This is a genomic window from Ochrobactrum sp. AP1BH01-1, from assembly GCF_018066705.1.
Taxonomy (GTDB): Bacteria; Pseudomonadota; Alphaproteobacteria; order Rhizobiales; family Rhizobiaceae; genus Brucella.
In genome coordinates this window covers 537,133-560,977 of record NZ_JAGPOU010000002.1, presented here as the reverse complement: position 1 = coordinate 560,977, position 23,845 = coordinate 537,133, and the positions used below count along the sequence as shown (strand labels likewise).

Here is a 23,845-nt window from a genome sequence, read left to right as displayed (position 1 = left end):
TTAAATTAATATATTGCGTTCTGGGTTGTATTAAAATATACTACTATGAGGAAATTAGTTCCTGGATTTTTTATAATTTGAATTTTATTTAAATGTTTATTTCATAGGTGTTTATTGAATACTGTTAAATCGCCCGATTACGCATCTATGGTTTACGAACTTAGGCAGCATGCGGCTTTCCTGTATGCCTTTATGATTATCAATGGCTTTTTTATTATTTTCCCTCAAATTGACTTGATTGTTTCACGATATTTTTTCCAATCAGGAAGTTTTTTTATTTCTCATAATTCATACTGGATTGCATTGCGAGATTTCCACCGGCTCAGCCAGTGGTGCCTGTTGGTATTCATGGTCATCCTTGTGACGTTTTATGCTTTGTGGCGTCGTCCACTTTCAATCATTGCTCCGCATAAGGTTGTCTACATCGTACTTACCTACGTGCTCGGTCCTGGTGCGCTGGTGAATAGTCTGAAACTTCTTATTGGTCGGGCGCGACCGAGGGACATAGTGGAGTTTGGCGGTTCAGCTGATTTTACGCCGGCGTGGCAACTAGCCCGGATGTGTCATTACGGTTGTTCATTTCCATCCGGTGAAACGTCGGCAGCTGCTGCGATGCTGCCTCTCCTGATCCTTGTACCCGGACGCTTTCGATTAAATGCAGCGGTGATCTTTATTCCGATTCTTGCACTGATATCGCTGAACCGCGTATTTATGGGCGCGCATTTCCTATCCGATGTGATGATCACCTGGACACTTATCATTGGTCTTATGATTTGGCTCTGGCCCAGGGTTGTGCGTCATGCCGATGTGATTGATGGCTGGGTGCGATCTAGAAGTGAGAAACTTCGAAAGCGGCTGTATGTTCGCTGATTGACGCCGATGGGGCGAAAGCCTAATGTCCAAGGCGTGCAACAGGTTTTTGCCGGGACGAATCCCGGCGATGCCAAAAAGGGAATGCGACGGACGGACCCAATTCGGGCGTCTTTATCGCAGCCGACCCCGCGACTGTAGAGCGGAGAGGGATGAGGCAAACCGGCCAACCGGTAACCACTGGAAGCAGAAAAGCTTCTGGGAAGGCAGCTTCAATCCCCGCGACCCGTGAGCCAGGAGACCTGCCTGTTGCGTGAGGGTATTGAGCCCGCACCCCATGGGAGGTTTTTCCCTGCTGCCTGCACGGAGGTTGTCATGGCTGCACGTACTCAGAATTCTGTTTCAGGCATACTCGCAATGCCGCTCGCTGCCCGTCTGGGCACAGCTGTGGTTTCACTGCTTCTCGGCGCTTTTCTGATTTACGGTGTTGGGCTTGCCCATTCCGATACGCTGCACGATTCGGCACATGATACGCGTCATTCCTATGGTTTCCCCTGCCATTGAGCAGGCGACCTATTTTCGGAATTGAAGTTGAGCAAGGCTCGATGGCGGACGGCCGGAGCATTTCCTGTTTTGATTGAATCATTGGAAGTGCTCTATCTGTTTGTTTTTTTTACGCGCATCTTGTTCCGAAAACCCTTTCACACTTTTCGGGATGCGCTCCATCGGCGCGAGATTGCTGTTGAGGGACAGAAATGTTGATCCGTTATTTGTTGGCGACGCTTGCCGCCGGTCTTCTGGCCGGGCTGCTGGTTACGCCTGCCATGTATCTGAAGACAGTGCCTTTGATCCTGCAGGCCGAAACTTACGAAGCGGCTGGCGGCGGCCACCGCCATGGCGAGACGGAAGCCGCGCCTCACGATCATGGTGTCGCTGCCGCAGATGCTGAAGAAGAAGGGGCGGGACTGCCTTTTGGGCGGCTGGGCAATACGATTCTTGCCAATCTTGTGGCCGGGGCCGGTTTTGCCTTGCTGCTTGGCGGCGTAGCCTTGCTTCTTGGGCGTCGCATCACGGTGCAGAATGGCATTTATTGGGGCATTTCAGGCTTTTTCGCGGTGGCATTTCTGCCCGCGTTGGGGTTGTCGCCGGCATTGCCGGCAATGCCTGCCGCTGATCTGGCCGAACGCCAGCTCTGGTGGATTGCCGCCGTGGTGCTGAGCGGCCTCGGTATCTATCTCGTTGTGCTGCGCCAGGAAATCTTGGCGAAGATGTTGGGGCTGGTGCTGATCGTGGCGCCGCATCTCTATGGCGCACCGCATCCAGAAGATATTTCGTCTCCCATTCCCTCGCTGCTTGCGTCGCAATATGCGGTCGCATCGCTGGCGACCAACCTGTTCATGTGGGCAGTGATCGGCCTCGCACTCGGCTGGTTCATCCAGCACTATGCATCGTCCGAGATTGAGGGGTGACGAAAATGACTTCGCCGGGAAAATCGGTTCTGGTGCTTGGCGGAGCGCGTTCGGGCAAGTCGTCTTATGCCGAGAGGATGGTCGGGTCCTCGGGGCTCAAGCCGCTTTATCTCGCAACAGGACGCGCCTTCGACACGGAAATGGAAAACCGCATTGCCATTCACCGGGAGCGGCGTGGTCCTGAGTGGCAAACCATAGAGGAGCCGCTTGATCTGGTCGGCGCACTCACACTGCATGCTGCCGAGGATCGGTTCGTGCTGGTGGATTGTTTGACCCTGTGGCTGACCAACCTGATGATGGCCGAACGCGATATAGGTGCGGAGACGGCAAGGCTTGCCGCCATGCTGCCGGACCTTGCCGGACCTGTGGTATTCGTTTCGAACGAAGTTGGACTTGGGATCGTGCCCGAAAATCGCATGGCACGGGAATTTCGCGATCATGCGGGCTTTCTGCATCAGGCAGTGGCCGCGGTTGCGGATGAAGTTTATTTCATGGCGGCAGGGCTGCCGCTCAAGATGAAGGGATAAATCGATGCAGGGACAGAAAATTCCCGCGACCGTCATTACGGGTTTTCTTGGATCTGGCAAAACGACGATGATCCGCAACCTGCTGGAAAACGCCAATGGAAAACGCATTGCGTTGATCATCAATGAATTTGGCGATCTCGGTGTTGATGGTGGCATTCTGAAAGGTTGCGGGATTGAGACCTGCCGCGAAGAAGATGTGATCGAGCTCAACAATGGCTGCATCTGCTGCACCGTTGCCGATGATTTCATCCCGACCATGACCAAGCTTCTCGATCGCGCTGATCGCCCCGATCACATCGTGATCGAGACTTCCGGTCTGGCGTTGCCGCAGCCGCTGGTCGCGGCATTCAACTGGCCCGAAATCAAGACGCAGGTGACGGTCGATGGCGTGGTGACGGTGATTGACGCGGCTGCCGTCGCAGAAGGCCGTTTTGCCGATGATCACGACAAGGTTGATGCGCAGCGGGCAGCGGACGAATCCCTTGATCATGAAAGCCCCTTGGAAGAACTTTTTGAGGATCAGATTCATGCAGCCGACCTTATCGTTCTCAACAAAGCTGATCTGATCGATGCTTCGAGGCTTGATGGTGTGAAAGCCGATGTAGCCGCGCGTTCTCCGCGACGGGTGAATATGGTTCCTGCGAGCTTCGGCAAGCTTGGAACCGATGTTCTGCTCGGCCTCGGTGTCGGCACTGAAGATGACATCGCCAACCGCAAGTCTCACCATGAAATCCATCATGCAGACGGGCACGAACACGATCATGACGAGTTCGAGAGCTTCGTAGTCGAAGCGGGCTCTGTGGGTCATCCCAAGCTGTTCGCCGAAAAGCTGAAGACGGTCATAGCGGAACATGACATTCTTCGTCTGAAGGGCTTTGTCGATGTGCCGGGCAAGCCGATGCGTCTGGTCGTACAGGCAGTCGGTCCGCGCATCGAACATTATTTCGACCGTCCATGGGACAAGGATGAAACGCGCTCCACGCGGCTGGTTGTGATCGGGCTGCATGACATCGATGAAGCAGCCATCGCCAAGGCAGTGAAAGACGCCGTTTCGTAATGCATCTTCTTCTTGCCCAGAAAGGAACAATCAGCGACGGCCATGAGGCCGTCGATCTCGGCCAGACGCCGGGAAAGATATTGTTCCTTTCCGCCGCCGATACCGAACTGGCCAGTCTGGCACAGGCGCACCGGCTTGCGCCGGACTTGCCAAGTTTGCGGCTGGCGAACTTCCTGAGCCTCACCCATCCCATGTCGGTGGACGCTTATGTGGAACGGACAGCCAAGTATGCCAGCCTAATCGTCGTGCGCATTATAGGCGGCGAAACATACTGGCCTTACGGGCTGGAGGCACTCCATGCCTGTGCTATCAATCACGGTATCAAGATTGCCGTATTGCCGGGGGACGACAAACCGGACCATGGGCTGGATCGGTTTTCGACAGTTTCCGCTCAAGAACGAAATGAACTCTGGCAGTATCTGATCGAAGGCGGAGCGGCGAATACAGGTGCATTCCTTCGCTATTGCGCTGCGCTGATCGCAGGTTCCGAGAAGCCGGAAAGTGCAGCACCTCTGCTTAAGGCTGGTCTGTGGTGGCCGGGAGAGCATGCTTCGTCGCTTGACAGCATCAGGACGCACTGGGGCGATGTTTCCGCACCTGTCGCAGGCATCATTTTTTACCGGGCGCTGGTGCAAAGCGGGCAGACCCAGCCCGTCGATGCGCTGATCGCATCGTTGCAGGCAAAGGGTCTCAATCCGCTTCCGATATTCGTTTCGAGCCTCAAGGATCGATTGTCCGCAGCCGTTGTCGACGGTCTGTTTGAGGACTGTCCGCCAGATATTGTGCTGAACGCTACCGGATTTGCGATTTCCTCGCCGGGTGCCGAGCGCAAGCCGACTGTGCTCGACAAGCGCGGCAATATGGTGCTGCAAGTCATCTTTTCCGGTACACCGAAGGCAGTTTGGGAAAGCTCGCAGCAGGGCTTGCTGGCACGCGATCTGGCGATGAATGTCGCCTTGCCTGAAGTGGACGGACGTGTGCTTTCACGCGCGGTTTCATTCAAGTCCGCAAAACAGTTCGACACGGCAGTGGAAGCGAATATCGTTACCCACGAGCCGCATGAAAACCGCGTGGATTTTGTGGCGCAGCTCGCTGCAAACTGGGTGCGGTTGCGGCGGAAACCGCCCGAAGAAAGGCGTGTGGCGCTTATCCTTGCGAATTATCCAAACCGCGACGGGCGGCTTGGCAATGGCGTTGGCCTCGACACACCTGCCGGAACGGTCGAAGTGCTGCGCGCTATGGCGACGCATAACTATCAGGTGGGGGAGGTTCCGGCCAATAGTGATGCGCTCATGCGCAGTTTGATGACAGGTCCGACCAATGCTGCCCGCGACGGGCGCGAAATACGCGAAACGATTTCGCTGAATCAATACAAGGCTTTCTTCAAAAGACTTCCCACCGTGATTCAGAGGGAAATTGATGGCCGCTGGGGTGTGCCGGAAAACGATCCTTATTTTGCGGAGGAACTCTCGGCCTTTGCCCTGCCGTTGATGCGGTTGGGTGAAACCTTCGTCGGTATTCAGCCTGCACGCGGCTATAATATCGATCCGAAAGAAACTTATCACTCGCCTGATCTGGTGCCGCCACACGGCTATATTGCTTTCTATGCCTTTCTGCGCGAGGTCGCAGGCATCGACGCAATTGTACATATGGGCAAGCATGGAAATCTGGAATGGCTGCCGGGAAAGGCGCTCGCTCTGTCCGAAAACTGCTATCCCGAAGCGATGTTCGGTCCCATGCCGCATATTTATCCTTTCATCGTGAACGATCCCGGTGAAGGCACGCAGGCCAAGCGTCGTGCTAGCGCGGTTATTATCGATCATCTGACGCCGCCACTGACACGCGCCGAAAGTTATGGGCCGCTGAAAGATCTGGAAGCGCTGGTGGATGAATATTACGAGGCTTCCGGTGTCGATCCTCGCCGGCTGCTGAAGCTGAAAGGACAGATACTCGATCTTGTGCGCGACATAGGGCTTGATCGCGATGCGGGCATTCACGACCATGATGACGAAGACATGGCACTGCAAAAGCTCGACGCCTATCTTTGCGATCTCAAGGAAATGCAGATACGCGACGGGCTGCATATTTTCGGGCTTGCGCCTGAAGGCAGGCTGCTGACCGATCTTCTTGTCGCGCTGGCCCGTGTGCCGCGTGGTATTCCGGTTTCGCTTGGCGGTGCGCCGGGTGATCAAAGTCTTCAGCGTGCAATCGCTGCGGATTCAGGGCTTGGTGTTTCATTCGACCCGCTCGACTGCAATATGGCAGAGGCATGGACCGGCCCCAAACCGGAACTGTTGCTTGCTGCCAGCCCTGCAATATGGCGCATTGCAGGCGATACGGTGGAACGTATCGAACTGCTGGCGGCGAGTTTTGTCGCAGGCGAAAGGGACTGCCCGGAAGACTGGCCGCAGACGCGGGCGGTGCTCCAATCCATAGAAGAACATCTGCGCCCCATGGTGGTTTCCTGCGGGCCTTCGGAGATAGATGGTTTTCTTGCGGCACTTGGCGGGCGGTTTGTGCCGCCTGGACCCTCCGGCGCACCGACGCGGGGTCGCCCCGATGTACTGCCAACCGGTCGCAATTTTTTCTCTACCGACAGTCGCGCTGTCCCCACGCCTGCAGCATGGGAACTTGGACGCAAATCGGCGGAACTCCTGATCACTCGTTACACGCAGGACCATGGTGAATGGCCGACGTCTTTCGGCCTGACCGCATGGGGCACGTCGAATATGCGCACCGGCGGCGATGACGTTGCGCAGGCCTTGGCGCTGATCGGTGTCAAGCCGGTCTGGGATATGGCATCACGTCGCGTCACCGGATACGAAATTATTCCTATTGCAAAGCTTGGCCGTCCACGCGTCGATGTAACATTGCGCATTTCCGGTTTCTTCCGCGATGCGTTTCCGGAACAGATTGCGCTGTTCGACAAGGCTGTGCGTGCAGTTGGCGCTCTCAATGAGGATGCTGAGGATAATCCAATCGCAGCGCGTATGCGGATCGAGCAGGCGCGTCTTGCGGCAGAAGGGGCAGACGAAAAGACCGCGCAGCGCCGTGCAGGCTATCGCGTTTTCGGATCGAAACCCGGCGCCTATGGAGCGGGTTTGCAGGCGCTGATCGACGAGAACGGATGGACGGGACGCAACGATCTGGCGGAAGCCTGGCTTGTCTGGGGCGGTTACGCCTATGGTACCGGTGAGGAAGGTCAGGCCGAGCGCGGTCTTCTTGAAGAACGGCTTCGGTCTGTTCAGGCCGTGGTGCAGAATCAGGACAATCGCGAGCACGACCTTCTCGATAGCGATGATTACTACCAGTTTGAAGGTGGGATGGCGGCGACCGTTGAAAGCCTGAGCGGTGCAATGCCCGCGGTCTATCACAACGATCATTCCCGGCCGGAAAAGCCGGTGATCAGGGCGCTGGAAGAAGAACTTTCACGCGTCGTGCGCGGGCGCGCAGCCAATCCGAAGTGGATCGCGGGCGTCATGCGTCACGGCTACAAAGGTGCGGCGGAGATTGCGGCAACGGTCGACTATCTGTTTGCCTTTGCGGCGACCACCGGCAAGGTTGGAAATCATCACTTCGAGGCGGTCTATCAGGCTTATATTGCTGACAAGACGGTGCACGACTTCATGGCCGAAAAGAACCCCGCTGCACTTGCCGAGACTGCGGCGAAGCTGAACGACGCCATTGGGCGGGGCTTCTGGACACCGCGTTCCAATTCGGCGCGGTTCGAACTGGAACAACTTGCGACTTTGAATCCGGGAATGAGAACAAATGGCTGAAAAATCTGCAAAACTTCTGTCCATGACGGAAGAGGAACTGAACGCCCGCCATGCGGATAAGATGCGCAAGAAGAAGGCTGCTCGCGACAAGATACAAGCAACCAAGACCGAGGAAAAAGGGCTGGTGATCGTCCATACCGGCAAGGGCAAGGGCAAATCGACCGCCGGTTTCGGGATGGTTTTCCGGGCGCTCGGCCACGGGATGAAGATCGGTGTGGTGCAGTTTGTCAAAGGCTCGTGGGATACGGGTGAGCGCTGGGTACTTGAAAAATTTCCAGAACAGGTGACGATCTCAGCGCTGGGCGAAGGCTTTACCTGGGAAACACAGGATCGCACGCGTGATATCGCCATGGCGCGGGGCGCGTGGGAGCAAGCCAAGGCGCTGATAATGGATGAAAGCTACGATATGGTGCTCTGTGACGAGCTGAACATCGTGCTTCGCTATGATTATCTGCCGGTCGAGGAAGTGATCGAAGTTCTAAAGGCCAAGCCGGAGATGAAGCATGTCATCATCACTGGCCGCAATGCCAAGGACGAGTTGATTGAAGCGGCGGATCTTGTGACGGAGATGGAGATGATAAAGCATCCGTTCCGCTCCGGCGTGAAGGCGCAGAAGGGCATCGAGTTCTAGTTTTTTCTTTTTGCGCATTATCCTGCGTAAAACCGTTTCACACTTTTGCTGGAAATGTTTCAATGTTGGATAGCTGGCAGTTCTGGGCGCTGATGTCGGCAGTGTTTGCCGCTTTGACGGCAATCTTCGCCAAGATCGGTATTCAGGGCATCAATTCGGATTTCGCCACGCTCGTGCGCACGCTGGTGATCATCGGCGCATTGTGCCTGTTCCTGACTGTTACAGGCCAATGGCAGAAACCGGGCGAAATATCCGGAAGGTCGTGGCTGTTTCTGGTGCTTTCAGGTCTGGCGACCGGCGCATCGTGGCTTGCCTATTTCCGTGCCTTGCAGATCGGCGACGCATCGCGCGTCGCGCCAATCGACAAATTATCGGTGGTACTGGTCGCACTGTTCGGCGCGGCATTCCTGGGCGAGCGCATGTCTACCATCAACTGGTTCGGCATTTTGCTGATCGGTTGCGGGGTGGTGCTGGTCGCGCTTCGGATTTAGAAGCCTGCCCACTGGCGCAGGGGATTGGTACCGTCCATCAGGAGGCGAACTGCCAGCGCCAGGCTGACGACGATCAGAAGCGGTTTGATGATGCGCGAGCCGACCTTCATGGCGAGGCTTGCGCCGATCTGCGCGCCGATGAACTGGGCGACGCCCATGCAGATACCAATCTTCCAGTTGATGACGCCGACGGCGGCAAAGGTCGCAAAGCCGCCGATGTTGGACGCGCAGTTGAGAAGCTTCGTGTGTGCCGTGGCTTTCAACACGCCGTAGCCTGCAAGCGCCACGAAAGCGAGCATGAAGAACGATCCGGTCCCGGGGCCGAAAAGACCATCGTAAAAACCGATCAACGGCACCAGCGTCACGCCAAAAAGAAACGGACCGATCCGTCGCGCACGGTCGACATCGCCAAGGCTCGGCTTGACGGCAAAATAGACTGCGATCGCGATGAGAAGAATCGGCAGCGCGGCGCGCATGATATCGACCGGAAGAACCGTTGCGAGCAGGGCGCCAAACACGGAGCCGACAAGCGATGCGAGCGCTTCGGGCCACTGTTCCCTGATATTGACGTGTCCCTTGCGTGCATAGGCGATAGTTGCTGACGAGGAGCCGAACAGGCCCTGCAGCTTGTTTGTGCCCAGGGCTTCAACCGGCGGTATACCAGCCAGCAACAAGGCGGGAATTGTAATCATTCCGCCTCCGCCAGCGATGGAATCGATGATTCCGGCAATGAATGCCGCAGCCGTCAGGAGCAGGGTAAGCGTGTCGAAAAATTCAAGCATCGGGGGGAAGCCTAAAGGAGAGGTTGAGGCAACATAGAGCAGCCGCTTCGCGAACGCCAGCCGAACAAGAATAATCTCTGAAGAAAGCCAAGCATTGAGCGAGATTGTTTTCCAGTGCGTCCGGCGTTATTCATTATAGGCTGACTGACAGTTTTGAGGGGTTCCATGAGCGAGAGCATCTTTGAGCGGGTTACCGCTTTTCTGAGCAAGAAGAGCGCCGTCCAGCGTGTAGCCGACGATCCGGCACTCGCTTCTGAATTGCTTTTGCTGTTGCATGTGGTGTTTGCCGATGGGGATCAGCACCCTGCCGAAATAGCCGCTTTCAAGGAGATTGCCGAAAGGAATTTCGGCATCCTGCCGGAAGAACTTCCGGAAGTTGCGGAATATCTCAAGGACTTCGGTTACGAGACGACGACCAAACAAGCCGCAAACATGCTGGCGGAGATGGCGCCGGAGCGCCGCCTGGCGCTGCTGAGCGACCTCGTGAAGATAGCATGTTCAGATAACCGGCTGGACCGTTCCGAGGCAACGATGATCCAGCGTATTGCGGATACGCTTGGGGTAAAGCCGGAAGAGCTGCACAAAGCACGCCAATCATCTCCCTGTGGGTTCTAGAGCATGTCTCCCAAAAGTGGGAACCCGTTTTGGGATAAAGACATGCTTAAAAGCAATTTCAAGACGGCCCTTGGCATGGGTGGTTCGTCGGGCGTGACGCTCGATGAGCTTCTGGCCTTGGCCAAGCAGGTGCTGGCTCGCGGTTCGTGTTCACGGCCTGATGCTATTGCCACCTCGAGCACGAAGCGCAATGAGCCGGTATGGGCTGAGCTTGCGTCGCATTATGCATGTGCGCTTTGTTTCTTCGATCCCCGGCGGCTGGAGCAGGAAACACCGCGTCTCAAAAATCCGTCGAAGGCCGTTTTTCAGGCAGTCGGATGTCATGGCGTCGCGGAAGCGGCTGCGCTTGCTGCAACTGGCCCGAGGGGTTTTCTTGTGGTCGAGAAAACCGCATCAGCCCGGGTAACTGCCGCCTTTGCGGTGGCCGAGCCAAGCGACATTCAGGGGTACAAGAAGGAAAAATCGTGACTGTTCATTTCATTGGCGCTGGTCCCGGCGCAGCGGACCTTATCACGGTGCGCGGTCTGCGCCTGATCGAGAGCTGCCCTGTCTGCATTTATGCGGGTTCACTGGTGCCGAAGGAACTTGTTGCCGGAGCGCCCGAGGGCGCGCGTCTGGTGGACAGCTCATCCCTTACGCTCGACGAGATTATCGCCGAAATGGAAGCCGGACACGCTAAAGGCTTCGATGTTGCGCGGGTGCATTCAGGCGACCCATCCATCTACGGCGCAATGGCCGAACAGATGCGTCGGCTGGACAGTCTCGGCATTCCCTATGATGTGACGCCGGGTGTGCCAGCCTTTGCAGCCGCCGCCGCCGCCATGAAGCAGGAATTGACCATTCCCGAGGTCAACCAGACTATCATATTGACCCGCACTTCGATGAAATCGTCCGCTATGCCGGAAGGGGAGGACCTCGCCACACTTGGCCGGTCAGGCGCGACGCTGGTGATTCATCTTTCCATTCGCAACCTTACGAAGATCGAAGCCGAACTGACACCTCTTTATGGTGCTGATTGTCCGGTGGTCATCGCCTATCGCGTTGGATGGCCGGACGAGCAGATTTTGCGCGGTACGCTATCGGATATAAGGGAGAAGGTGGCAATGGCGGGTCTGCAACGCACTGCGATGATTTTTGTCGGGCGCGGTCTAGACCCCACAAGTTTTCGCGATTCGGCGCTCTATCACGAGGCGCATAGCCACGCCGGGCGTTCAAAAGCCTAAGCTTATACGGGCGAACGCGATTGCATCTTCCGGCGAGCTGACGATGTTCTGCGCCACAACCGCCGGGCGGGCAATCATCATGACCGGAAGCCCGAGAACGCGAGCGGCCTCGATTTTCCCGTAAGAAACGATGCCACCGGAATTGCGGCTGACGATCAGCCCGATCCTGCGATCCTTCAGAAATTGCTTTTCCGCAGCGAAGTCGGCGGGCCTTGCCAGAACGATCTCGCAATCCGGTGGCAGTGCCACCTCCGCCGGATCGACCATGCGCATGACGAAATGAACGTCAGCGCGCTTGGCAAATGGCGCGATATGCTGGCGACCGAGCGCGAGAAACACGCGCTCTCCGGAAGGAATGGTGCTTGCAGCTTCGGTTTCGTTGGAAATATCGATCCAGCGGTCTCCGTGCCTTTTCTCCCAGGCGGGGCGCTCCAGTCGGACCAACGGAACGCCGCAATTGCTTGCGGCCAGAACCGCATTCTGCGAGATGCGTGCAGCGTAAGGGTGGGTCGCGTCGATGACGAGGTCTATCCCTTCGCTATCGAGATAGTTGGCAAGACCGTCGATGCCTCCGAAGCCGCCACTGCGAACAGCACCAGCCAGTTTGACCGGATTGCTGGTGCGTCCGGCAAGCGAGGTGATGGCTTTGACGGACATTTCCGCAAAAGCCGTTGCAAGCGCTGCTGCCTCGGCGGTTCCGCCTAAAATGAGTATCTTGGGGTCAGACGCGCGCAAGGATATTTCCACTGCGATCAGTCACGATAACCTCGACTTCCACAGGCGCGCCGCGAAGGGTTTCGAGCGCTGTTTTCTTCGCGTTGAGCGCGATCGGCGTGGCCATGTCGATGCCGATTGATTGAGTCAGTTCAAGCACTTCCAGGGCAGTGTTAGCAAAGAGAATCTGATCCTTCATGCTAGTCGGTGCGCCAGCCTGTTCGGCGATGGACCAGAGAAAGTTCTTGTCCACTTGCGACCGTGAAGAATGGAGATCGAGAGCGCCTTGGGCAAGCTTGGTCAGCTTGGCGAAACCGCCAGCGATGGTCAGCTTGTCGATGGGATGCTCACGCAGATATTTGAGCACGCCGCCTGCGAAGTCACCCATGTCGAGAATGGCAAAATCCGGCAGATCATAGAGCGCTTGCGCAGCATCTTCGGACGTAGAACCGGTTGCGCCCAGCACATGTTTTTGTCCGGCAGCACGCGCAACGTCGATGCCGCGATGAATCGAATGAATCCAGGCCGAGCAAGAAAACGGGTGGACGACTCCGGTGGTGCCGAGAATGGAGATGCCGCCTACGATGCCGAGGCGAGGGTTCCATGTCTTCTTCGCGATCTCTTCACCGCCCGGCACCGATATCGTGATGACGAGATCGGCAGGTAAGCCATATTCGGCGCAAATCTGTTCGCAGATTTCCGTCATCATGCGGCGTGGGACCGGGTTGATGGCCGCTTCGCCGGGAGGGATTTGCAGGCCGGCCCGTGTGACTGTGCCAACACCTTCGCCGGCGCGAAAGATGATGCCGGTTCCAGGCGGCGCCGGGAAAACCGTCGAGATGATCGTGGCGCCATGGGTCACGTCGGGATCGTCGCCCGCGTCCTTGACGATGCCCGCCATCGCATAACCTTCGCCCAGTCCTTCATAGGCAAGCTGGAAGTAAGGTACTTCTCCCTTGGGCAGAATTATGCCGACGGGATCGGGAAATTCTCCGGTGATGAGCGCCGTCAACGCGGCTTTGGTGGCAGCGGTCGCGCAGGCGCCTGTCGTCCAGCCGCGGCGAAGCTCGGCCTTTTTCTGACTTTTATTCGTTGGAGCGGTTTCGTCATTCATGGACGCCTTATAATGTATCTGATAGCTGTGCCGCCAGATAGAATAGTGGTTGATGAAAATGAACAAGGCTGAAGAAACCGCAGCATGTGTCATTGCCAAGAGCAAGGTGGCCCTGCCTGTGATGGAGCCCGGCCATGTCTGGCTCGTGGGGGCTGGGCCGGGCGACCCCGGCCTTCTGACGCTTCACGCCGTCAATGCCCTGCAGCAAGCGGATGTCATCGTTTACGATGCACTGGTGGATGATGGCTGTCTTTCTCTCAAAAATGCGGACGCTGTTCTGGAATATGCAGGCAAGCGCGGCGGCAAGCCTTCGCCGAAACAGCGCGACATTTCCCTGCGGCTTGTCGAACTGGCCAAACAGGGCAAGAAGGTGCTGCGCCTGAAAGGTGGCGATCCGTTCGTGTTCGGGCGAGGGGCGGAGGAGGCGCTGACGCTTGTGGAGCATGGCGTTCCGTTCCGTATCGTTCCTGGAGTTACGGCCGGAATCGGCGGCCTCGCCTATGCGGGCATTGCCGCTACACACCGTGATATCAATCAGTCGGTGACGTTTCTAACCGGCCACGATGCCAGCGGATCAATGCCGGATGGGATTGACTGGACCGGCATCGCCAAATCAGCGCCCGTCATCGTGATGTATATGGCAATGAAACATATAGATCTTATTGCCAAGCGACTGATCGAGGCTGGACGTTCGCCCGAGGAACCAGTTGCCTTTGTTTGTAATGCCAGCTTGCCTAACCAGCGCGTGCTTGAGACTACGCTGGCGCAGGCTGCGAAAGATGTTGAAGCGGCGGGGCTGAACCCGCCGGCAGTCGTGGTCGTGGGGCAAGTGGTTCGTCTGCGGGGTGGCTTGGATTGGGTGGGCGCATTGAGCGGTAAAACCCTGTCCAGCGATCCCCTTGGCAGACAAAGCGAAGGTGGGGGAGCGCAAACCGCATGAAGGGTTTCATGATAGCAGCACCGGCTTCCGGGTCTGGCAAGACAACGGTAACGCTGGCTTTGTTGAGGGTTTTGAAACGCCGGGGCCAAGCTCTTGCGCCGGTGAAGGCCGGGCCGGATTATATCGACCCCGCCTATCATAAGGCCGCAAGCGGCGCAGACTGCTTCAATCTCGACCCTTGGGCGATGCGACCTGAACTTATCAGCGCGCTTTCCTCCCGCATGACGGAAAGCGGCGCCAAGCTGCTGGTGGCCGAGGGCATGATGGGGCTCTTTGACGGGGCAATGGACGGAAAGGGGTCTTCCGCCGATCTTGCCCGGCTTCTAGATCTGCCGGTGGTGCTGGTGGTGGATTGTGCCCGGCAATCGCATTCGATTGCTGCGCTTGTCTGGGGCTTCAGCCAGTTTCGCAAGGACGTGCTGATTGCCGGAATCATCCTCAATCGTGTTGGCAGCCCACGGCACGAGGCGATGCTGCGCGGCGCGCTGGAGCCGCTCGGCATTCCGGTTCTCGGTGCCCTGCCTCGCGATACTGCTCTTTCGCTGCCTGAAAGGCATCTGGGACTGGTGCAGGCGGGGGAGCATTCCGATCTTGAAACTTTTCTGGATCACGCCGCCGATGTCATCGAAGCGCATATTGATCTGGATGCTTTGCAGTCAGTCTGGTCACGGCCGAAGCGTTACGATGCGATGGCCAATGTTCCGCGCCTGAAACCGCTTGGCAGCCACATTGCCGTTGCTCGCGACGATGCCTTCGCCTTTGCCTATGCGCATTTGTTTGAAGGATGGCGCCGGCGTGGAGCGGAAATTTCATTTTTCTCGCCGCTTGCCGATGAGGCACCCGGACAGGACGCTGACGCAATCTATCTGCCGGGTGGTTATCCGGAACTTCATGCAGGCCGTCTGGTACAGGCCGGACGTTTTCAAAAGGGTATGCGGGAAGCCGCAACGCGTGGAGCGACGATCTATGGCGAATGTGGTGGCTACATGGTTCTCGGCGAGAGCGTGCAGGATGTCGAGGGCGTCGTTCATCCGATGCTGGACCTTCTGCCGCTCGAAACGAGCTTCGCGAAAAGAAAGCTGCAGCTTGGCTACCGAGTGCTGGAACCGCTGGTAGGTTCGCCGTGGATGCATTCTTTGAGAGCACATGAGTTTCACTATGCAAGCATTTTGCATGAAGGGAAGGCCGATCGTCTTTTCCGTGCGCGTGATGCTGTTGGCGATGATCTGGGCGAGGTGGGGCTGCGGGTCGGCACCGTTTCAGGCTCTTTCATGCATGTGATCGATTTTTGCGGAGAGAAAGCTTGAGTGCAGAAATCGAGCATGGCGGCGCGCTGGATAAGGCCGTCGCACGCTTTGGCGGAAAGCCGCAAGATTGGCTCGATCTGTCGACGGGCATCAATCCAGAGCATTTTCCACTTCCCGAACTGACACCGGAAATCTGGAACCGCTTGCCGGATGAGCGGCTGCTGCGGGAAACGCTACGGCTGGCCCGCAGCTATTATGGGCTGGACGAGAATGCGTCCATTGTCGCAGCCCCCGGCACGCAGGCTTTGATCCAGCTCGTTCCCACGCTGATTGCTCCGTCGACGGTTGCGATCCTCGGACCGACCTATCAGGAACATGCCGCTTCGTTCGCTGCGTGCGGCTGGAAGGTCTTGCCGTGTGCTGCAATCGGCGAAATTCCGGATGAGGCGACGACGGCAGTTATCGTCAATCCCAACAATCCCGACGGTCGTGTGGTTTCAAAAGACGATCTCCTGCATCTGGCGCGAAAACTTGGTGCGTGCGGTGGCTTTCTGATTGTGGACGAGGCTTTTGCGGACGCGCATGAGGACGTCAGCGTTGCAGCGGATGCGGAAGACGTGCCGATGATCGTGCTGAAATCCTTCGGCAAGTTTTTCGGGCTGGCTGGCATTCGTCTCGGCTTTGCAATTGGCGGGATGCGTTTTGTCACGATATTGCAGCAGCGGCTTGGGCCATGGGCGGTTTCCAGCCCGGCGCTTGCAATCGCCAGCCATGCCTTCAGTGATGCCGCCGTGCTTTCCGACTATCGCGCGCGTATCGATCTGCGGCGGCTGGAACTGTCTGCTGTTCTCGAGAAATCCGGTCTCAAGGAAATCGGCGGCACGGCGCTGTTTTCTCTCGTTGAACATCCGGAGGCGCATGAGCTCTATGCCCGGCTCTGTCAGAGACATATTCTGGTCCGGAAATTCGATTATGCCACGCGCTGGTTGCGCATAGGCCTGCCGTTGGATGACGTGGCGCTTGCGCGCTTGGAAAAGGCATTGAAATTTTGATTCAGTTTTTCTGGTCAAGCTTATGGAAATAAAGCTTATTATTCTTTCGCTGGCGCTCCTTCTCGATCGCTTTGTGGGCGATCCGCCGCAGCTATGGCAAAGGATACCGCACCCCGTCGTCTTGTTTGGGAAAGCAATTTTGTGGGGCGAAAAGCGCTGGAACAACCGGAATTTCTCTGCTTCGGCGCTTCGCCGAAATGGCATGTGGCTCACGGTCGGGTTGGTGATGGCCTGCGTGGTTTTGGGGCTTGTCCTCGAGGCTTTGTTGCCATTTGCGGGAACAGCAGGTGCGGTGGCCGAAATCCTGATTGTGACGGTGCTGCTTGCGCAGAAAAGCCTTGCCGATCATGTGCAGGCGGTTGCGCTGGCGTTGCGGGAGGAGGGGATCGAAGGCGGACGCCGCGCAGTGTCGATGATTGTCGGACGCAATCCCGAGCATCTTGACGAAGGCGGCGTCAGCCGAGCAGCGATAGAAAGCCTCGCCGAGAACGCATCAGACGGGATTGTTGCGCCGGCATTCTGGTTTTTGGTCGGCGGGCTGCCGGGACTGTTTGCCTACAAGCTGATCAATACTGCTGACTCGATGATCGGCCATCTGAATGATCGCTATCGTCATTTCGGCCGGTTCGCGGCAAAGCTGGACGATATTGCAAACTACATTCCGGCCCGGCTGACCGGGCTGCTGGCTTCGCTTGCCACTGCAATTGCCAGGGACTGGCTTTCCGGAAAGGAGGCTTTCTCCGTCATGCGCCGCGATGCGCGGCTGCATCGTTCGCCCAATGCAGGCTGGCCGGAATCGGCGTTCGCAGGCGGGCTGGGTCTGGCGCTGGCCGGGCCGCGTCAATATGGGGCGGAAAAAGTTGAAGGTCCCATGCTCAATGCATCCGGCAAACGCGATGCCAACGCGGATGATATCGATGCCGCGCTTCACCTTTTCTGGTCAACCATGAGCCTGATGACCGGGCTGGTGATCGCGGCGAGCGTGATTGGGCTATTTGTCGGCTAGGACGAACCGTTTTCCATCGAAACGCTGCAGGCGGTTGGGATTGTCCGTTCGGATGCCGTTGCCGTCAAACTTCATTGTGCCAAGCACTGTTTCGAAGGAACCATTGCGGAGCGTGTCGATGATTGGCTGCTTCTTCTCTTCAGCGCGCCGGATCACATCTGCCGCGATCTCCGCGCTGGCATAACCGATGATGGCATGGGCATCGGCAAGTTTACCGGCCTGATGCAGCGCATCGTTGGCAGGCTTTGCCGTCGAAAGATCCTGCGGACGGATCGGTGCTATCATCAACGTATCCTGACCCAAGGGCTGTGCGCCGGGCGCCGCTTCCAGCAGACTGCCGCCTGCTATCGTCAGCGGATGATTGAGCGCTGCAGCGCTTGCGCCTATGGCTGCGATATCGTCACGCTCGCCGCCCACATAGACATGGGTAGCGCCTGCGCGCCGCAACCGCGCGACCAGCGCATTCTGATTGTCGAGGCCAGGCCGATAGGTATCGGTGAAAACCGGCTGCAATTGCTGCTCTTTAAGGCTGGCGAGAACTCGTGCAGCGCGTTCGCGCCCCTCAATGGTGCCGTCATCTATGACTGCGAAGGGCTGCGCGCGCCAGAGACTGCCGAGAAAACTCCCTGTCGCCTGCGTTTCCTTGTCGAGACTGGTTGCGAGACGAAATACCGCCATCGGGGCGGGCGCGCGTCTTTCGGTCAGTGTGGGCTCGCTGACGCCGGATGCCACGACGGGTATGTTCACAGCTGCAAGAACAGGAAGCGCTGCCTCAAGGGCTTCGGGGCACAGAAAACCGGTCGCGACCCGGACGTTTTCCTTTACGAAGCGCTCTGCAGCTTCCTTGCCGCCTTCGGCGTCGCAACGGTCATCCGATATGACGAGTTCAGCGCCTTTCGCGGTGGCCGCGATGCGTGCACCTTCGGCCAGCTGATTGCCCAATGGAGCGAACGTTCCTGACAGGGGCGCCGCCAGTCCGATGCGCATATGCTCTGCCTGCGCCAGTACCGAACTGGTCAGCAATGTGAGGATGATGCTTGTCAGCGCTGCAGCAGGACGTTTCCCTAGCTCGATCACGTGATCCGTCTTCATTAAACAATTCGTGGCATTTTCAACGAAAAGTGGGTAGCTGTTTCCTCGCCTTTGTGCAATGCCCGTTTATGGGTCCCTTTCTGGGGGGCGATAATGCGGGCTTGTAATCGATAGCTGGCTCCAGGCAAATACCCTAGGGCGATACGGATTCTGTAGGACGTGCAAACGATTAAGAACATCATTTCCAGTGCAGCTTCGGTGGAATCCAAGTCCTACCGCGATGCCATGAGCCATTATGCTGGCGCAGTACAGATCGTCACGACCGCTGGCAGTGCGGGAAGGCGCGGTCTCACGCTGACGGCGGCCTGTTCGGTGTCGGATAATCCGCCGACGATCCTCATCTGCCTGCAGAAGATCCACGAAGAAAACCGGCTTTTCATCGAAAATGGTGTTTTTGCCGTCAATACGCTCGCAGGTTCGCATCAGCAGCTCGCCGACGCGTTTTCCGGCCGTATCGGTCTGACGCAAGATGAGCGCTTCGAACTGGCGCGGTGGGAAGTTCAGGTGACCGGAGCGCCCATATTGCAGGGAGCGCTTGCCTCTTTCGATTGCCGGGTGGTCAGCGTGCAGGATCATTCCACGCATCATGTGCTTTTCGGCGAAGTGGTGGGCCTGCACTCCATGGCCGAGGAGGAAGCGCTGGTTTATCTCAACAGGCGCTATCATACGCTGGAGCTTTAGTTCGATGAGCCACAGAGTTTCGAAGCAGGGGACACGTGGCTTGCTCGGGGCATTATTTCTGCTTTTGGCAGCGACGGCATCCGGGGCTGCATCGTTGCCGCCCTATAAGGACGATTATTTCGCCTATCCCGCAATTATCAGCAGCGCCGACAATGGCGATTACAAGGTCGTCGATTACAATGAAATGCGCGATATTAACGGGCGCGATGCGGTGCCCGAAAAGCGTGTGAAGGACGCCTATGTCTCGCTGAAAGCCCGCGCTTATCAGAAGGACGTCACCTTTCAGACCGAGGTCGGGCCAGTCAAGGCCATGACAGCAGGCAAGCGGGAAGGCGCGTCCTTCATCGTCATCTATCTGCATGGCCGGGGCGGCAATCGCCTGCAAGGCATGAACGATTTTACGTTCGGCGGCAATTTCAACCGTGTGAAGAATCTCGCGGCATTGAACGGGGGCCTTTATATAGCGCCGGACTTCAAGGATTTTGCCGATACGGGCGAAGCACAGATTGCCGGACTGATCGAAGCTGCCAAGGCTTCCTCGCCAAACGCTCCGTTGATCCTGTCCTGCGGCTCTCAAGGCGGAACGCTGTGCTGGCGTATAGCGGGCAACGACAAGGCGGGTGATCAGCTTGCAGGTCTCATCCTGCTCGGCTCGCTATGGGACGACGGTTTTTTCAAGTCACCTGCATTCAGGAAGCGCGTGCCGATCTTCTTCGGACATGGAAGCCGCGATCCGGTTTTTGCAATCGACAAGCAGGAAGCCTTCTATCGCGAGATACGCAAACGCGCGCCCGGTTATCCGGTTCAGTTTCGACGTTTCGAAAGCGGCAATCACGGCACGCCGATCCGCATGTCTGACTGGCGTGAAATGCTGAACTGGATTCTTGCAAAACAGTGATGCCAGCCTGTGGATGCGAATCGAAATTCTGCCAATGTGACCTTCCTGCCACTCGACAATCGAGCAAAACCGAATAGTTATCGAACTTAAAATTTTACCTACTCAGCAGATCCTATGAGGTAGATCATGTACGGACGCGTCCGGACCGGAGCCCGTTTCCTAGCCATTGCCATGTTGGCCCCGCTTGCCGCTGCCTGCACGACGACTGTACCAACCACGACGGCCACGCCGGGCAAGACCGATGCCCCGATTAGCGCGCCGACGATTTCGATGCCGCGCTTTACGCCGACGGCTTATGTGGATCCGGCGCTCGCCCAGCCTTGCATCACGGCTGCTGCCAACAAGTATTTCCTGCCGGAACGCGTTATCTCCGCAGTCAATTCCCGCCCGGGTGCAGCAGGCGGCACCGATGTCGATCTCAAGGTGGACCTGCGCACGGCTGTTTGTCAGCTGACGGCCAAGGGCGGCGTGCGTGCCGTTATCGATACGTCGCCGAAGAGCGCCGACCAGATTGCCGCCGAGGCCGCAGCAGCCAAGGCCGATGCCGCCGCCGCTACCCAGCCGAAGAAGGCAAAGGCGAAGAAGAGCTGATTCAACAATCAGTATTAACATACGAAAAAGGCAGGGTTTTCCCTGCCTTTTTGTTTGTCATTTCTCCGGTTTTTTTCCGTACCAGCGCGGCGTATAAACCCATTCGCGGCCATCGGACTTCACAAAATGCTGCGTATGCGAGGAGCCGACGATCACAACGGTTCGCATGTCGACGTCATCCGGTGTCAATGTTCCTAGCGTGGTTGTGCGCGTCGTCTCTGCCGGCCTGCCTATGTCCCGCCCGAGAACGACGGGCGTTTCGGAGGACCGATACTGGCGCAAGATTTCCAATGCACGAGCAAGCTGGTGCGGGCGCGCCCTGGAGATCGGATTGTAGAACGCCATGGCGAGATCGGCTTCGGCGGCAAGCGCGAGGCGCTTTTCGATGATCTCCCAGGGCTTCAGATTATCCGACAGTGAAATAATGCAGAAGTCGTGTCCGAGCGGCGCGCCGATGCGCGATGCGGCAGCCATTGCAGCCGAAATTCCGGGCTGGATGACAAGTTCCACGCCGTGCCACGCGGGATTATCTGTTTCGTGCAGTGCCTCGACAACTGCCGCAGCCATTGCGAAGACGCCGGGATCGCCCGACGAAACCATGACGACATGCCGCCCGGAGGCAGCCAGTTCGAATGCATGGCGCGCGCGCTGCATCTCCTCCCGGTTGTCGGTGATGTGCACGGTTTGATCGGCGCGGAAAGGGCGAAGATTCTCCTCGGCCATTCGGACATAGGTTTCATAGCCGAGAATGTCTTCGGCCTGTTCCAGTTCGCGCTGAACGGCGGGCGTCATCAGGTCGCGTGATCCGGGCCCAAGTCCGATAACGACCAGCTTGCCGCGCTTTCGACCGACAAACAGAACATCTGCCGGGGTTGGTGCAACGGCAATGGCCAGCCCCTCAATTTCCGTCAGCTTGACGGGCTGTTCCACCGAACGAAGAACAAGACTGCGGGCATCGGTTGCGTGTGCAACATAGCGCAGCGGAACGTCGAGTTTCTTTGCGGCTTCTTGAAGCTGGGGTGAGGTGCAATCTTTCTCATGGGCAAGAAGCAGCGCCACAGATGCCGGGGCAATGCCTGCACTGGCGAGAGCGGCTTCAATATTGTTCTGAATGCTTTCGTCGATCGTATCGGCGGCAATCGCCACACTGCGCGGATGATAAATCAACTCATCTGGACGCGGTGCATGGTCGTGCGGCGTTATGCTGATCGTCAACGCGCCGTCATCGGCGAAAGGCAGTTTTGAACTCGCAAGCCAGCGCGATTGTCCGTCAAGCCGCAGTTTCTGCCCTGCAAGCAGGTTTGACATGAAGGCTTTCGCGTCGTCAGGATTGGCAAGTGTCAGTTCGGCAGGCGGGTGCAGGAGATTGATCCCGAAGCGCAGTTCGCCGGATGTGGTGATCGCGGGCGCGACCTCAAGTGCAGCCGCAATCTGCCGGGCCATGTCGTTGACCCCGGAGAGGCCGCCCAGAAGCGGCACCACCGCGCTTCCATCCTCGGCAACGGCCAGAACCGGCGGCTCGACACGCTTATTTTGCAAAAGCGGCGCCAGCGCCCGAATGACGATACCGGCGGCGCAAAGCGCAATGATGGGACGACCTTCCTCGTAAAGCGACCTTATCGCATCTCCGAAATGCACGAAGGTGCCGTCAGCCGATGCAACGCGGTTCTGGGGGCCGAGTATTTCGGCACGCCCCAATGCCATTGCGATCTGTTGCGCGGCAGGAACTGCTGCTTCTCCGAGAACCAGAATTGCGGGGATCAAGCGCCGTTCCATTTTTGCCCCGGAACGAGAATGATCGAGAAATAGGGGCAGTCGCTGCTATCGACTTCCGCAAGTGGCACGATGCGCTGGTTGGCCATGGTGGCGCGTTCGACATAGAGCGCCCGGTCCATGAGGCCGAGACCATCCAGCACAGCGCGGACCTTGTCGAGGTTCTTGCCAAGTTTCATGATAGCCGCAGCTCCCGTATCCGCGAGCCTCTGCTTGAGTTCCTCGGCGCTCATGACGCCGGAAAGGACTGACAGCGTCTGGTTGCGATAGACCAGTGGCGCACCCAGCACCGCCGAGGCGCCGAGAACGGAGCAGACGCCCGGCACGACTTGCGTTTCATATCGCTCGGCGAGCCGGTCGTGAATATACATGAACGAGCCGTAGAAGAAGGGATCGCCTTCTGCGATTACTGCCACATCCTGTCCGCTATCAAGGTGGCTCGCTATCGTGCCCGTTATCTCGCCATAGAAGTCACTGACGATCTGCTCGTAATCCATGTGCGCCGGGAGTTTTTCCGTCGTTACCGGATAGATGAGCGGCACCAGAACCTGTTCCGGCGAAAGATATTCTTCGACGATGGCAAGGGCGTTGCCCTTCTTTCCCTTCGCCGCGTGATAGGCTACGACCGGCGCGCTTTTGAGAAGGCGAAGGGCTTTCAGCGTTATCAGTTCAGGATCGCCTGGGCCAACGCCCAGGCCAAACAGTCTGCCTTTTGCTGCCATTATTCGCGCTCCGATGCGAGCGCGTTGATCGCCGCTGCCGTCATGGCGCTGCCGCCGCGCCTTCCGCGGACAATGACATAAGGCACGCCGCGGCTGTTGGCGGCGAGTTCTTCCTTGGATTCCGCCGCACCCACGAAGCCGACCGGCATTCCGATGATCAATGCCGGTTTCGGCGCACCGGCATCCAGCAACTCAAACAGGCGGAAGAGAGCGGTCGGTGCGTTGCCGATTGCAACCACACTGCCCTTTAGATGCGGCAGCCAAAGGTCGAGCGCTGCGGCAGAGCGGGTGTTGCCGATCTTCGCGGCAAGCTCGGGCACCGAGGGATCGCCAAGCGTGCAGATGACTTCATTGTTTGCAGGCAGACGGGAACGGGTAATGCCTTCGGCCACCATGCGTGCGTCGCAGAGAATGGGCGCGCCTGCAAGCAGGGCGTCGCGCCCGGCTTTGCCCGCGCCTTCCGAGAAAGCGAGGTCATTGACCACATCCACCATGCCGCACGCATGAATGACACGGACTGCAAGCTTTTCCAGATCGGCGGGTATGCGGCTCAGATCGGCCTCGGCACGAATGATGGCGAAAGACCGGTCGTAAATGGCCTGTCCGTCGCGGATGTAGTCTGTCATGGTGG

The 23,845-nt window shown here is 57.7% G+C and carries 25 protein-coding genes and 1 riboswitch; of the genes, 18 read left to right on the top strand and 7 right to left on the bottom strand.

The features are described 5' to 3' along the window. Positions 1–147: 147 nt before the first annotated feature. From J9800_RS08115 to J9800_RS08080, 8 genes are all read left to right on the top strand, one after another. Positions 148–870 carry a phosphatase PAP2 family protein gene (locus J9800_RS08115; protein ID WP_114216670.1) on the top strand — a complete coding sequence of 241 codons (723 nt, stop codon included), beginning with the start codon at positions 148–150 and terminating at the stop codon, positions 868–870. Between the two features lie 26 nt (positions 871–896). Continuing rightward, positions 897–1,134: riboswitch (cobalamin riboswitch) on the top strand. Between the two features lie 51 nt (positions 1,135–1,185). Next, entirely contained in the window at positions 1,186–1,374 is a 189-nt protein-coding gene (locus J9800_RS08110) for a CbtB domain-containing protein (RefSeq protein WP_112592432.1), read from the top strand. A gap of 191 nt (positions 1,375–1,565) precedes the next feature. Then, positions 1,566–2,279, top strand: coding sequence for a CbtA family protein (locus J9800_RS08105; RefSeq protein WP_114216669.1), 714 nt, complete (start codon positions 1,566–1,568; stop codon positions 2,277–2,279). A 5-nt stretch (positions 2,280–2,284) separates the two neighbouring features. Continuing rightward, positions 2,285–2,806, top strand: a complete 522-nt coding sequence (gene cobU, locus J9800_RS08100; protein ID WP_114216668.1) for a bifunctional adenosylcobinamide kinase/adenosylcobinamide-phosphate guanylyltransferase — start codon at positions 2,285–2,287, stop codon at positions 2,804–2,806. Positions 2,807–2,810: 4 nt separating this feature from the next. After that, positions 2,811–3,863 carry a cobalamin biosynthesis protein CobW gene (gene cobW / locus J9800_RS08095; protein WP_114216667.1) on the top strand — a complete coding sequence of 351 codons (1,053 nt, stop codon included), beginning with the start codon at positions 2,811–2,813 and terminating at the stop codon, positions 3,861–3,863. Beyond that, positions 3,863–7,642, top strand: coding sequence for a cobaltochelatase subunit CobN (gene cobN, locus J9800_RS08090; RefSeq protein ID WP_114216666.1), 3,780 nt, complete (start codon positions 3,863–3,865; stop codon positions 7,640–7,642). Before cobW ends, cobN begins: the two co-directional genes overlap by 1 nt. Further along, entirely contained in the window at positions 7,635–8,273 is a 639-nt protein-coding gene (cobO, locus tag J9800_RS08085; RefSeq protein WP_112592424.1) for a cob(I)yrinic acid a,c-diamide adenosyltransferase, read from the top strand. Before cobN ends, cobO begins: the two co-directional genes overlap by 8 nt. A gap of 62 nt (positions 8,274–8,335) precedes the next feature. After that, a complete protein-coding gene (locus tag J9800_RS08080; RefSeq protein ID WP_006467107.1) occupies positions 8,336–8,764 on the top strand; it encodes an EamA family transporter in 429 nt (142 codons plus the stop codon). Here J9800_RS08080 and J9800_RS08075 read toward each other — a convergent pair. Further along, positions 8,761–9,546, bottom strand: coding sequence for a TSUP family transporter (locus tag J9800_RS08075; RefSeq protein WP_114216665.1), 786 nt, complete (start codon positions 9,544–9,546; stop codon positions 8,761–8,763). The genes J9800_RS08080 and J9800_RS08075 overlap by 4 nt on opposite strands. A 165-nt stretch (positions 9,547–9,711) precedes the next feature. Between J9800_RS08075 and J9800_RS08070 the strand changes: the two genes are divergently transcribed. Genes J9800_RS08070 through cobM form a run of 3 tightly spaced genes read left to right on the top strand, consistent with a single transcriptional unit; the run spans position 9,712 to position 11,384 of the window. After that, positions 9,712–10,161: a tellurite resistance TerB family protein gene (locus J9800_RS08070; protein WP_114216664.1), complete on the top strand. Its 450-nt coding sequence runs from the start codon at positions 9,712–9,714 to the stop codon at positions 10,159–10,161. 42 nt (positions 10,162–10,203) lie between these two features. Continuing rightward, the gene (locus J9800_RS08065; protein ID WP_286167621.1) at positions 10,204–10,629 is read left to right on the top strand and encodes a cobalamin biosynthesis protein; all 426 of its coding nucleotides are present in this window, start codon (positions 10,204–10,206) and stop codon (positions 10,627–10,629) included. Then, positions 10,626–11,384, top strand: coding sequence for a precorrin-4 C(11)-methyltransferase (gene cobM / locus J9800_RS08060; RefSeq protein WP_114216663.1), 759 nt, complete (start codon positions 10,626–10,628; stop codon positions 11,382–11,384). Before J9800_RS08065 ends, cobM begins: the two co-directional genes overlap by 4 nt. On the opposite strand, the gene J9800_RS08055 is transcribed toward cobM, so the two are convergent. Beyond that, a complete protein-coding gene (locus J9800_RS08055; protein WP_114216662.1) occupies positions 11,373–12,119 on the bottom strand; it encodes a cobalt-precorrin-6A reductase in 747 nt (248 codons plus the stop codon). The genes cobM and J9800_RS08055 overlap by 12 nt on opposite strands. After that, positions 12,106–13,212: a cobalt-precorrin-5B (C(1))-methyltransferase gene (locus tag J9800_RS08050; RefSeq protein WP_114216661.1), complete on the bottom strand. Its 1,107-nt coding sequence runs from the start codon at positions 13,210–13,212 to the stop codon at positions 12,106–12,108. Before J9800_RS08050 ends, J9800_RS08055 begins: the two co-directional genes overlap by 14 nt. A gap of 58 nt (positions 13,213–13,270) precedes the next feature. On the opposite strand from J9800_RS08050, the gene cobA reads away from it, so the two are divergent. The 4 genes from cobA to cbiB are packed head-to-tail and all read left to right on the top strand — an operon-like array spanning position 13,271 to position 17,457. Beyond that, a complete protein-coding gene (gene cobA, locus J9800_RS08045; protein ID WP_114216844.1) occupies positions 13,271–14,152 on the top strand; it encodes a uroporphyrinogen-III C-methyltransferase in 882 nt (293 codons plus the stop codon). After that, positions 14,149–15,459 carry a cobyrinic acid a,c-diamide synthase CobB gene (locus tag J9800_RS08040; protein ID WP_114216660.1) on the top strand — a complete coding sequence of 437 codons (1,311 nt, stop codon included), beginning with the start codon at positions 14,149–14,151 and terminating at the stop codon, positions 15,457–15,459. The genes cobA and J9800_RS08040 overlap by 4 nt, the downstream gene beginning before the upstream one ends. Continuing rightward, on the top strand, positions 15,456–16,451 hold the full coding sequence (gene cobD / locus J9800_RS08035; RefSeq protein WP_114216659.1) for a threonine-phosphate decarboxylase CobD: 996 nt from the start codon (positions 15,456–15,458) through the stop codon (positions 16,449–16,451). The genes J9800_RS08040 and cobD overlap by 4 nt, the downstream gene beginning before the upstream one ends. Positions 16,452–16,473: 22 nt before the next feature. Continuing rightward, positions 16,474–17,457, top strand: a complete 984-nt coding sequence (gene cbiB / locus J9800_RS08030) for an adenosylcobinamide-phosphate synthase CbiB (RefSeq protein WP_114216658.1) — start codon at positions 16,474–16,476, stop codon at positions 17,455–17,457. Here the strand turns inward: cbiB and J9800_RS08025 are convergent. Further along, positions 17,443–18,534 carry a branched-chain amino acid ABC transporter substrate-binding protein gene (locus tag J9800_RS08025; RefSeq protein ID WP_114216843.1) on the bottom strand — a complete coding sequence of 364 codons (1,092 nt, stop codon included), beginning with the start codon at positions 18,532–18,534 and terminating at the stop codon, positions 17,443–17,445. The genes cbiB and J9800_RS08025 overlap by 15 nt on opposite strands. 174 nt (positions 18,535–18,708) lie before the next feature. Here J9800_RS08025 and J9800_RS08020 point away from each other — a divergent pair, with 174 nt between their 5' ends. The 3 genes from J9800_RS08020 to J9800_RS08010 all read left to right on the top strand — a co-directional run bounded on the left by J9800_RS08020 (position 18,709) and on the right by J9800_RS08010 (position 20,719). After that, on the top strand, positions 18,709–19,230 hold the full coding sequence (locus J9800_RS08020; protein ID WP_112592409.1) for a flavin reductase: 522 nt from the start codon (positions 18,709–18,711) through the stop codon (positions 19,228–19,230). A 4-nt stretch (positions 19,231–19,234) separates the two neighbouring features. Beyond that, positions 19,235–20,128: an alpha/beta hydrolase gene (locus J9800_RS08015; RefSeq protein WP_114216657.1), complete on the top strand. Its 894-nt coding sequence runs from the start codon at positions 19,235–19,237 to the stop codon at positions 20,126–20,128. 126 nt (positions 20,129–20,254) lie between these two features. Then, a complete protein-coding gene (locus J9800_RS08010; protein ID WP_112592406.1) occupies positions 20,255–20,719 on the top strand; it encodes a hypothetical protein in 465 nt (154 codons plus the stop codon). A 57-nt stretch (positions 20,720–20,776) separates the two neighbouring features. On the opposite strand, the gene cobJ is transcribed toward J9800_RS08010, so the two are convergent. Genes cobJ through J9800_RS07995 form a run of 3 tightly spaced genes read right to left on the bottom strand, consistent with a single transcriptional unit; the run spans position 20,777 to position 23,840 of the window. Beyond that, positions 20,777–22,495, bottom strand: a complete 1,719-nt coding sequence (gene cobJ, locus J9800_RS08005; RefSeq protein ID WP_114216656.1) for a precorrin-3B C(17)-methyltransferase — start codon at positions 22,493–22,495, stop codon at positions 20,777–20,779. Further along, positions 22,480–23,214, bottom strand: coding sequence for a precorrin-2 C(20)-methyltransferase (locus J9800_RS08000; RefSeq protein ID WP_114216655.1), 735 nt, complete (start codon positions 23,212–23,214; stop codon positions 22,480–22,482). Before J9800_RS08000 ends, cobJ begins: the two co-directional genes overlap by 16 nt. Further along, positions 23,214–23,840, bottom strand: a complete 627-nt coding sequence (locus J9800_RS07995) for a precorrin-8X methylmutase (protein ID WP_114216654.1) — start codon at positions 23,838–23,840, stop codon at positions 23,214–23,216. Before J9800_RS07995 ends, J9800_RS08000 begins: the two co-directional genes overlap by 1 nt. Positions 23,841–23,845 lie beyond the last annotated feature (5 nt).

Bases quoted from the DNA above. Each gene is read 5' to 3' on its own strand.
- J9800_RS08115 (WP_114216670.1), top strand. From the start codon at position 148: ATGGTTTACGAACTTAGGCAGCATGCGGCTTTCCTGTATGCCTTTATG.
- J9800_RS08110 (WP_112592432.1), top strand. From the start codon at position 1,186: ATGGCTGCACGTACTCAGAATTCTGTTTCAGGCATACTCGCAATGCCG.
- J9800_RS08105 (WP_114216669.1), top strand. From the start codon at position 1,566: ATGTTGATCCGTTATTTGTTGGCGACGCTTGCCGCCGGTCTTCTGGCC.
- cobU (WP_114216668.1), top strand. From the start codon at position 2,285: ATGACTTCGCCGGGAAAATCGGTTCTGGTGCTTGGCGGAGCGCGTTCG.
- cobW (WP_114216667.1), top strand. From the start codon at position 2,811: ATGCAGGGACAGAAAATTCCCGCGACCGTCATTACGGGTTTTCTTGGA.
- cobN (WP_114216666.1), top strand. From the start codon at position 3,863: ATGCATCTTCTTCTTGCCCAGAAAGGAACAATCAGCGACGGCCATGAG.
- cobO (WP_112592424.1), top strand. From the start codon at position 7,635: ATGGCTGAAAAATCTGCAAAACTTCTGTCCATGACGGAAGAGGAACTG.
- J9800_RS08080 (WP_006467107.1), top strand. From the start codon at position 8,336: ATGTTGGATAGCTGGCAGTTCTGGGCGCTGATGTCGGCAGTGTTTGCC.
- J9800_RS08075 (WP_114216665.1), bottom strand. From the start codon at position 9,546: ATGCTTGAATTTTTCGACACGCTTACCCTGCTCCTGACGGCTGCGGCA.
- J9800_RS08070 (WP_114216664.1), top strand. From the start codon at position 9,712: ATGAGCGAGAGCATCTTTGAGCGGGTTACCGCTTTTCTGAGCAAGAAG.
- J9800_RS08065 (WP_286167621.1), top strand. From the start codon at position 10,204: ATGCTTAAAAGCAATTTCAAGACGGCCCTTGGCATGGGTGGTTCGTCG.
- J9800_RS08050 (WP_114216661.1), bottom strand. From the start codon at position 13,212: ATGAATGACGAAACCGCTCCAACGAATAAAAGTCAGAAAAAGGCCGAG.
- cobA (WP_114216844.1), top strand. From the start codon at position 13,271: ATGAACAAGGCTGAAGAAACCGCAGCATGTGTCATTGCCAAGAGCAAG.
- J9800_RS08040 (WP_114216660.1), top strand. From the start codon at position 14,149: ATGAAGGGTTTCATGATAGCAGCACCGGCTTCCGGGTCTGGCAAGACA.
- cbiB (WP_114216658.1), top strand. From the start codon at position 16,474: ATGGAAATAAAGCTTATTATTCTTTCGCTGGCGCTCCTTCTCGATCGC.
- J9800_RS08015 (WP_114216657.1), top strand. From the start codon at position 19,235: ATGAGCCACAGAGTTTCGAAGCAGGGGACACGTGGCTTGCTCGGGGCA.
- J9800_RS08010 (WP_112592406.1), top strand. From the start codon at position 20,255: ATGTACGGACGCGTCCGGACCGGAGCCCGTTTCCTAGCCATTGCCATG.
- cobJ (WP_114216656.1), bottom strand. From the start codon at position 22,495: ATGGAACGGCGCTTGATCCCCGCAATTCTGGTTCTCGGAGAAGCAGCA.
- J9800_RS08000 (WP_114216655.1), bottom strand. From the start codon at position 23,214: ATGGCAGCAAAAGGCAGACTGTTTGGCCTGGGCGTTGGCCCAGGCGAT.
- J9800_RS07995 (WP_114216654.1), bottom strand. From the start codon at position 23,840: ATGACAGACTACATCCGCGACGGACAGGCCATTTACGACCGGTCTTTC.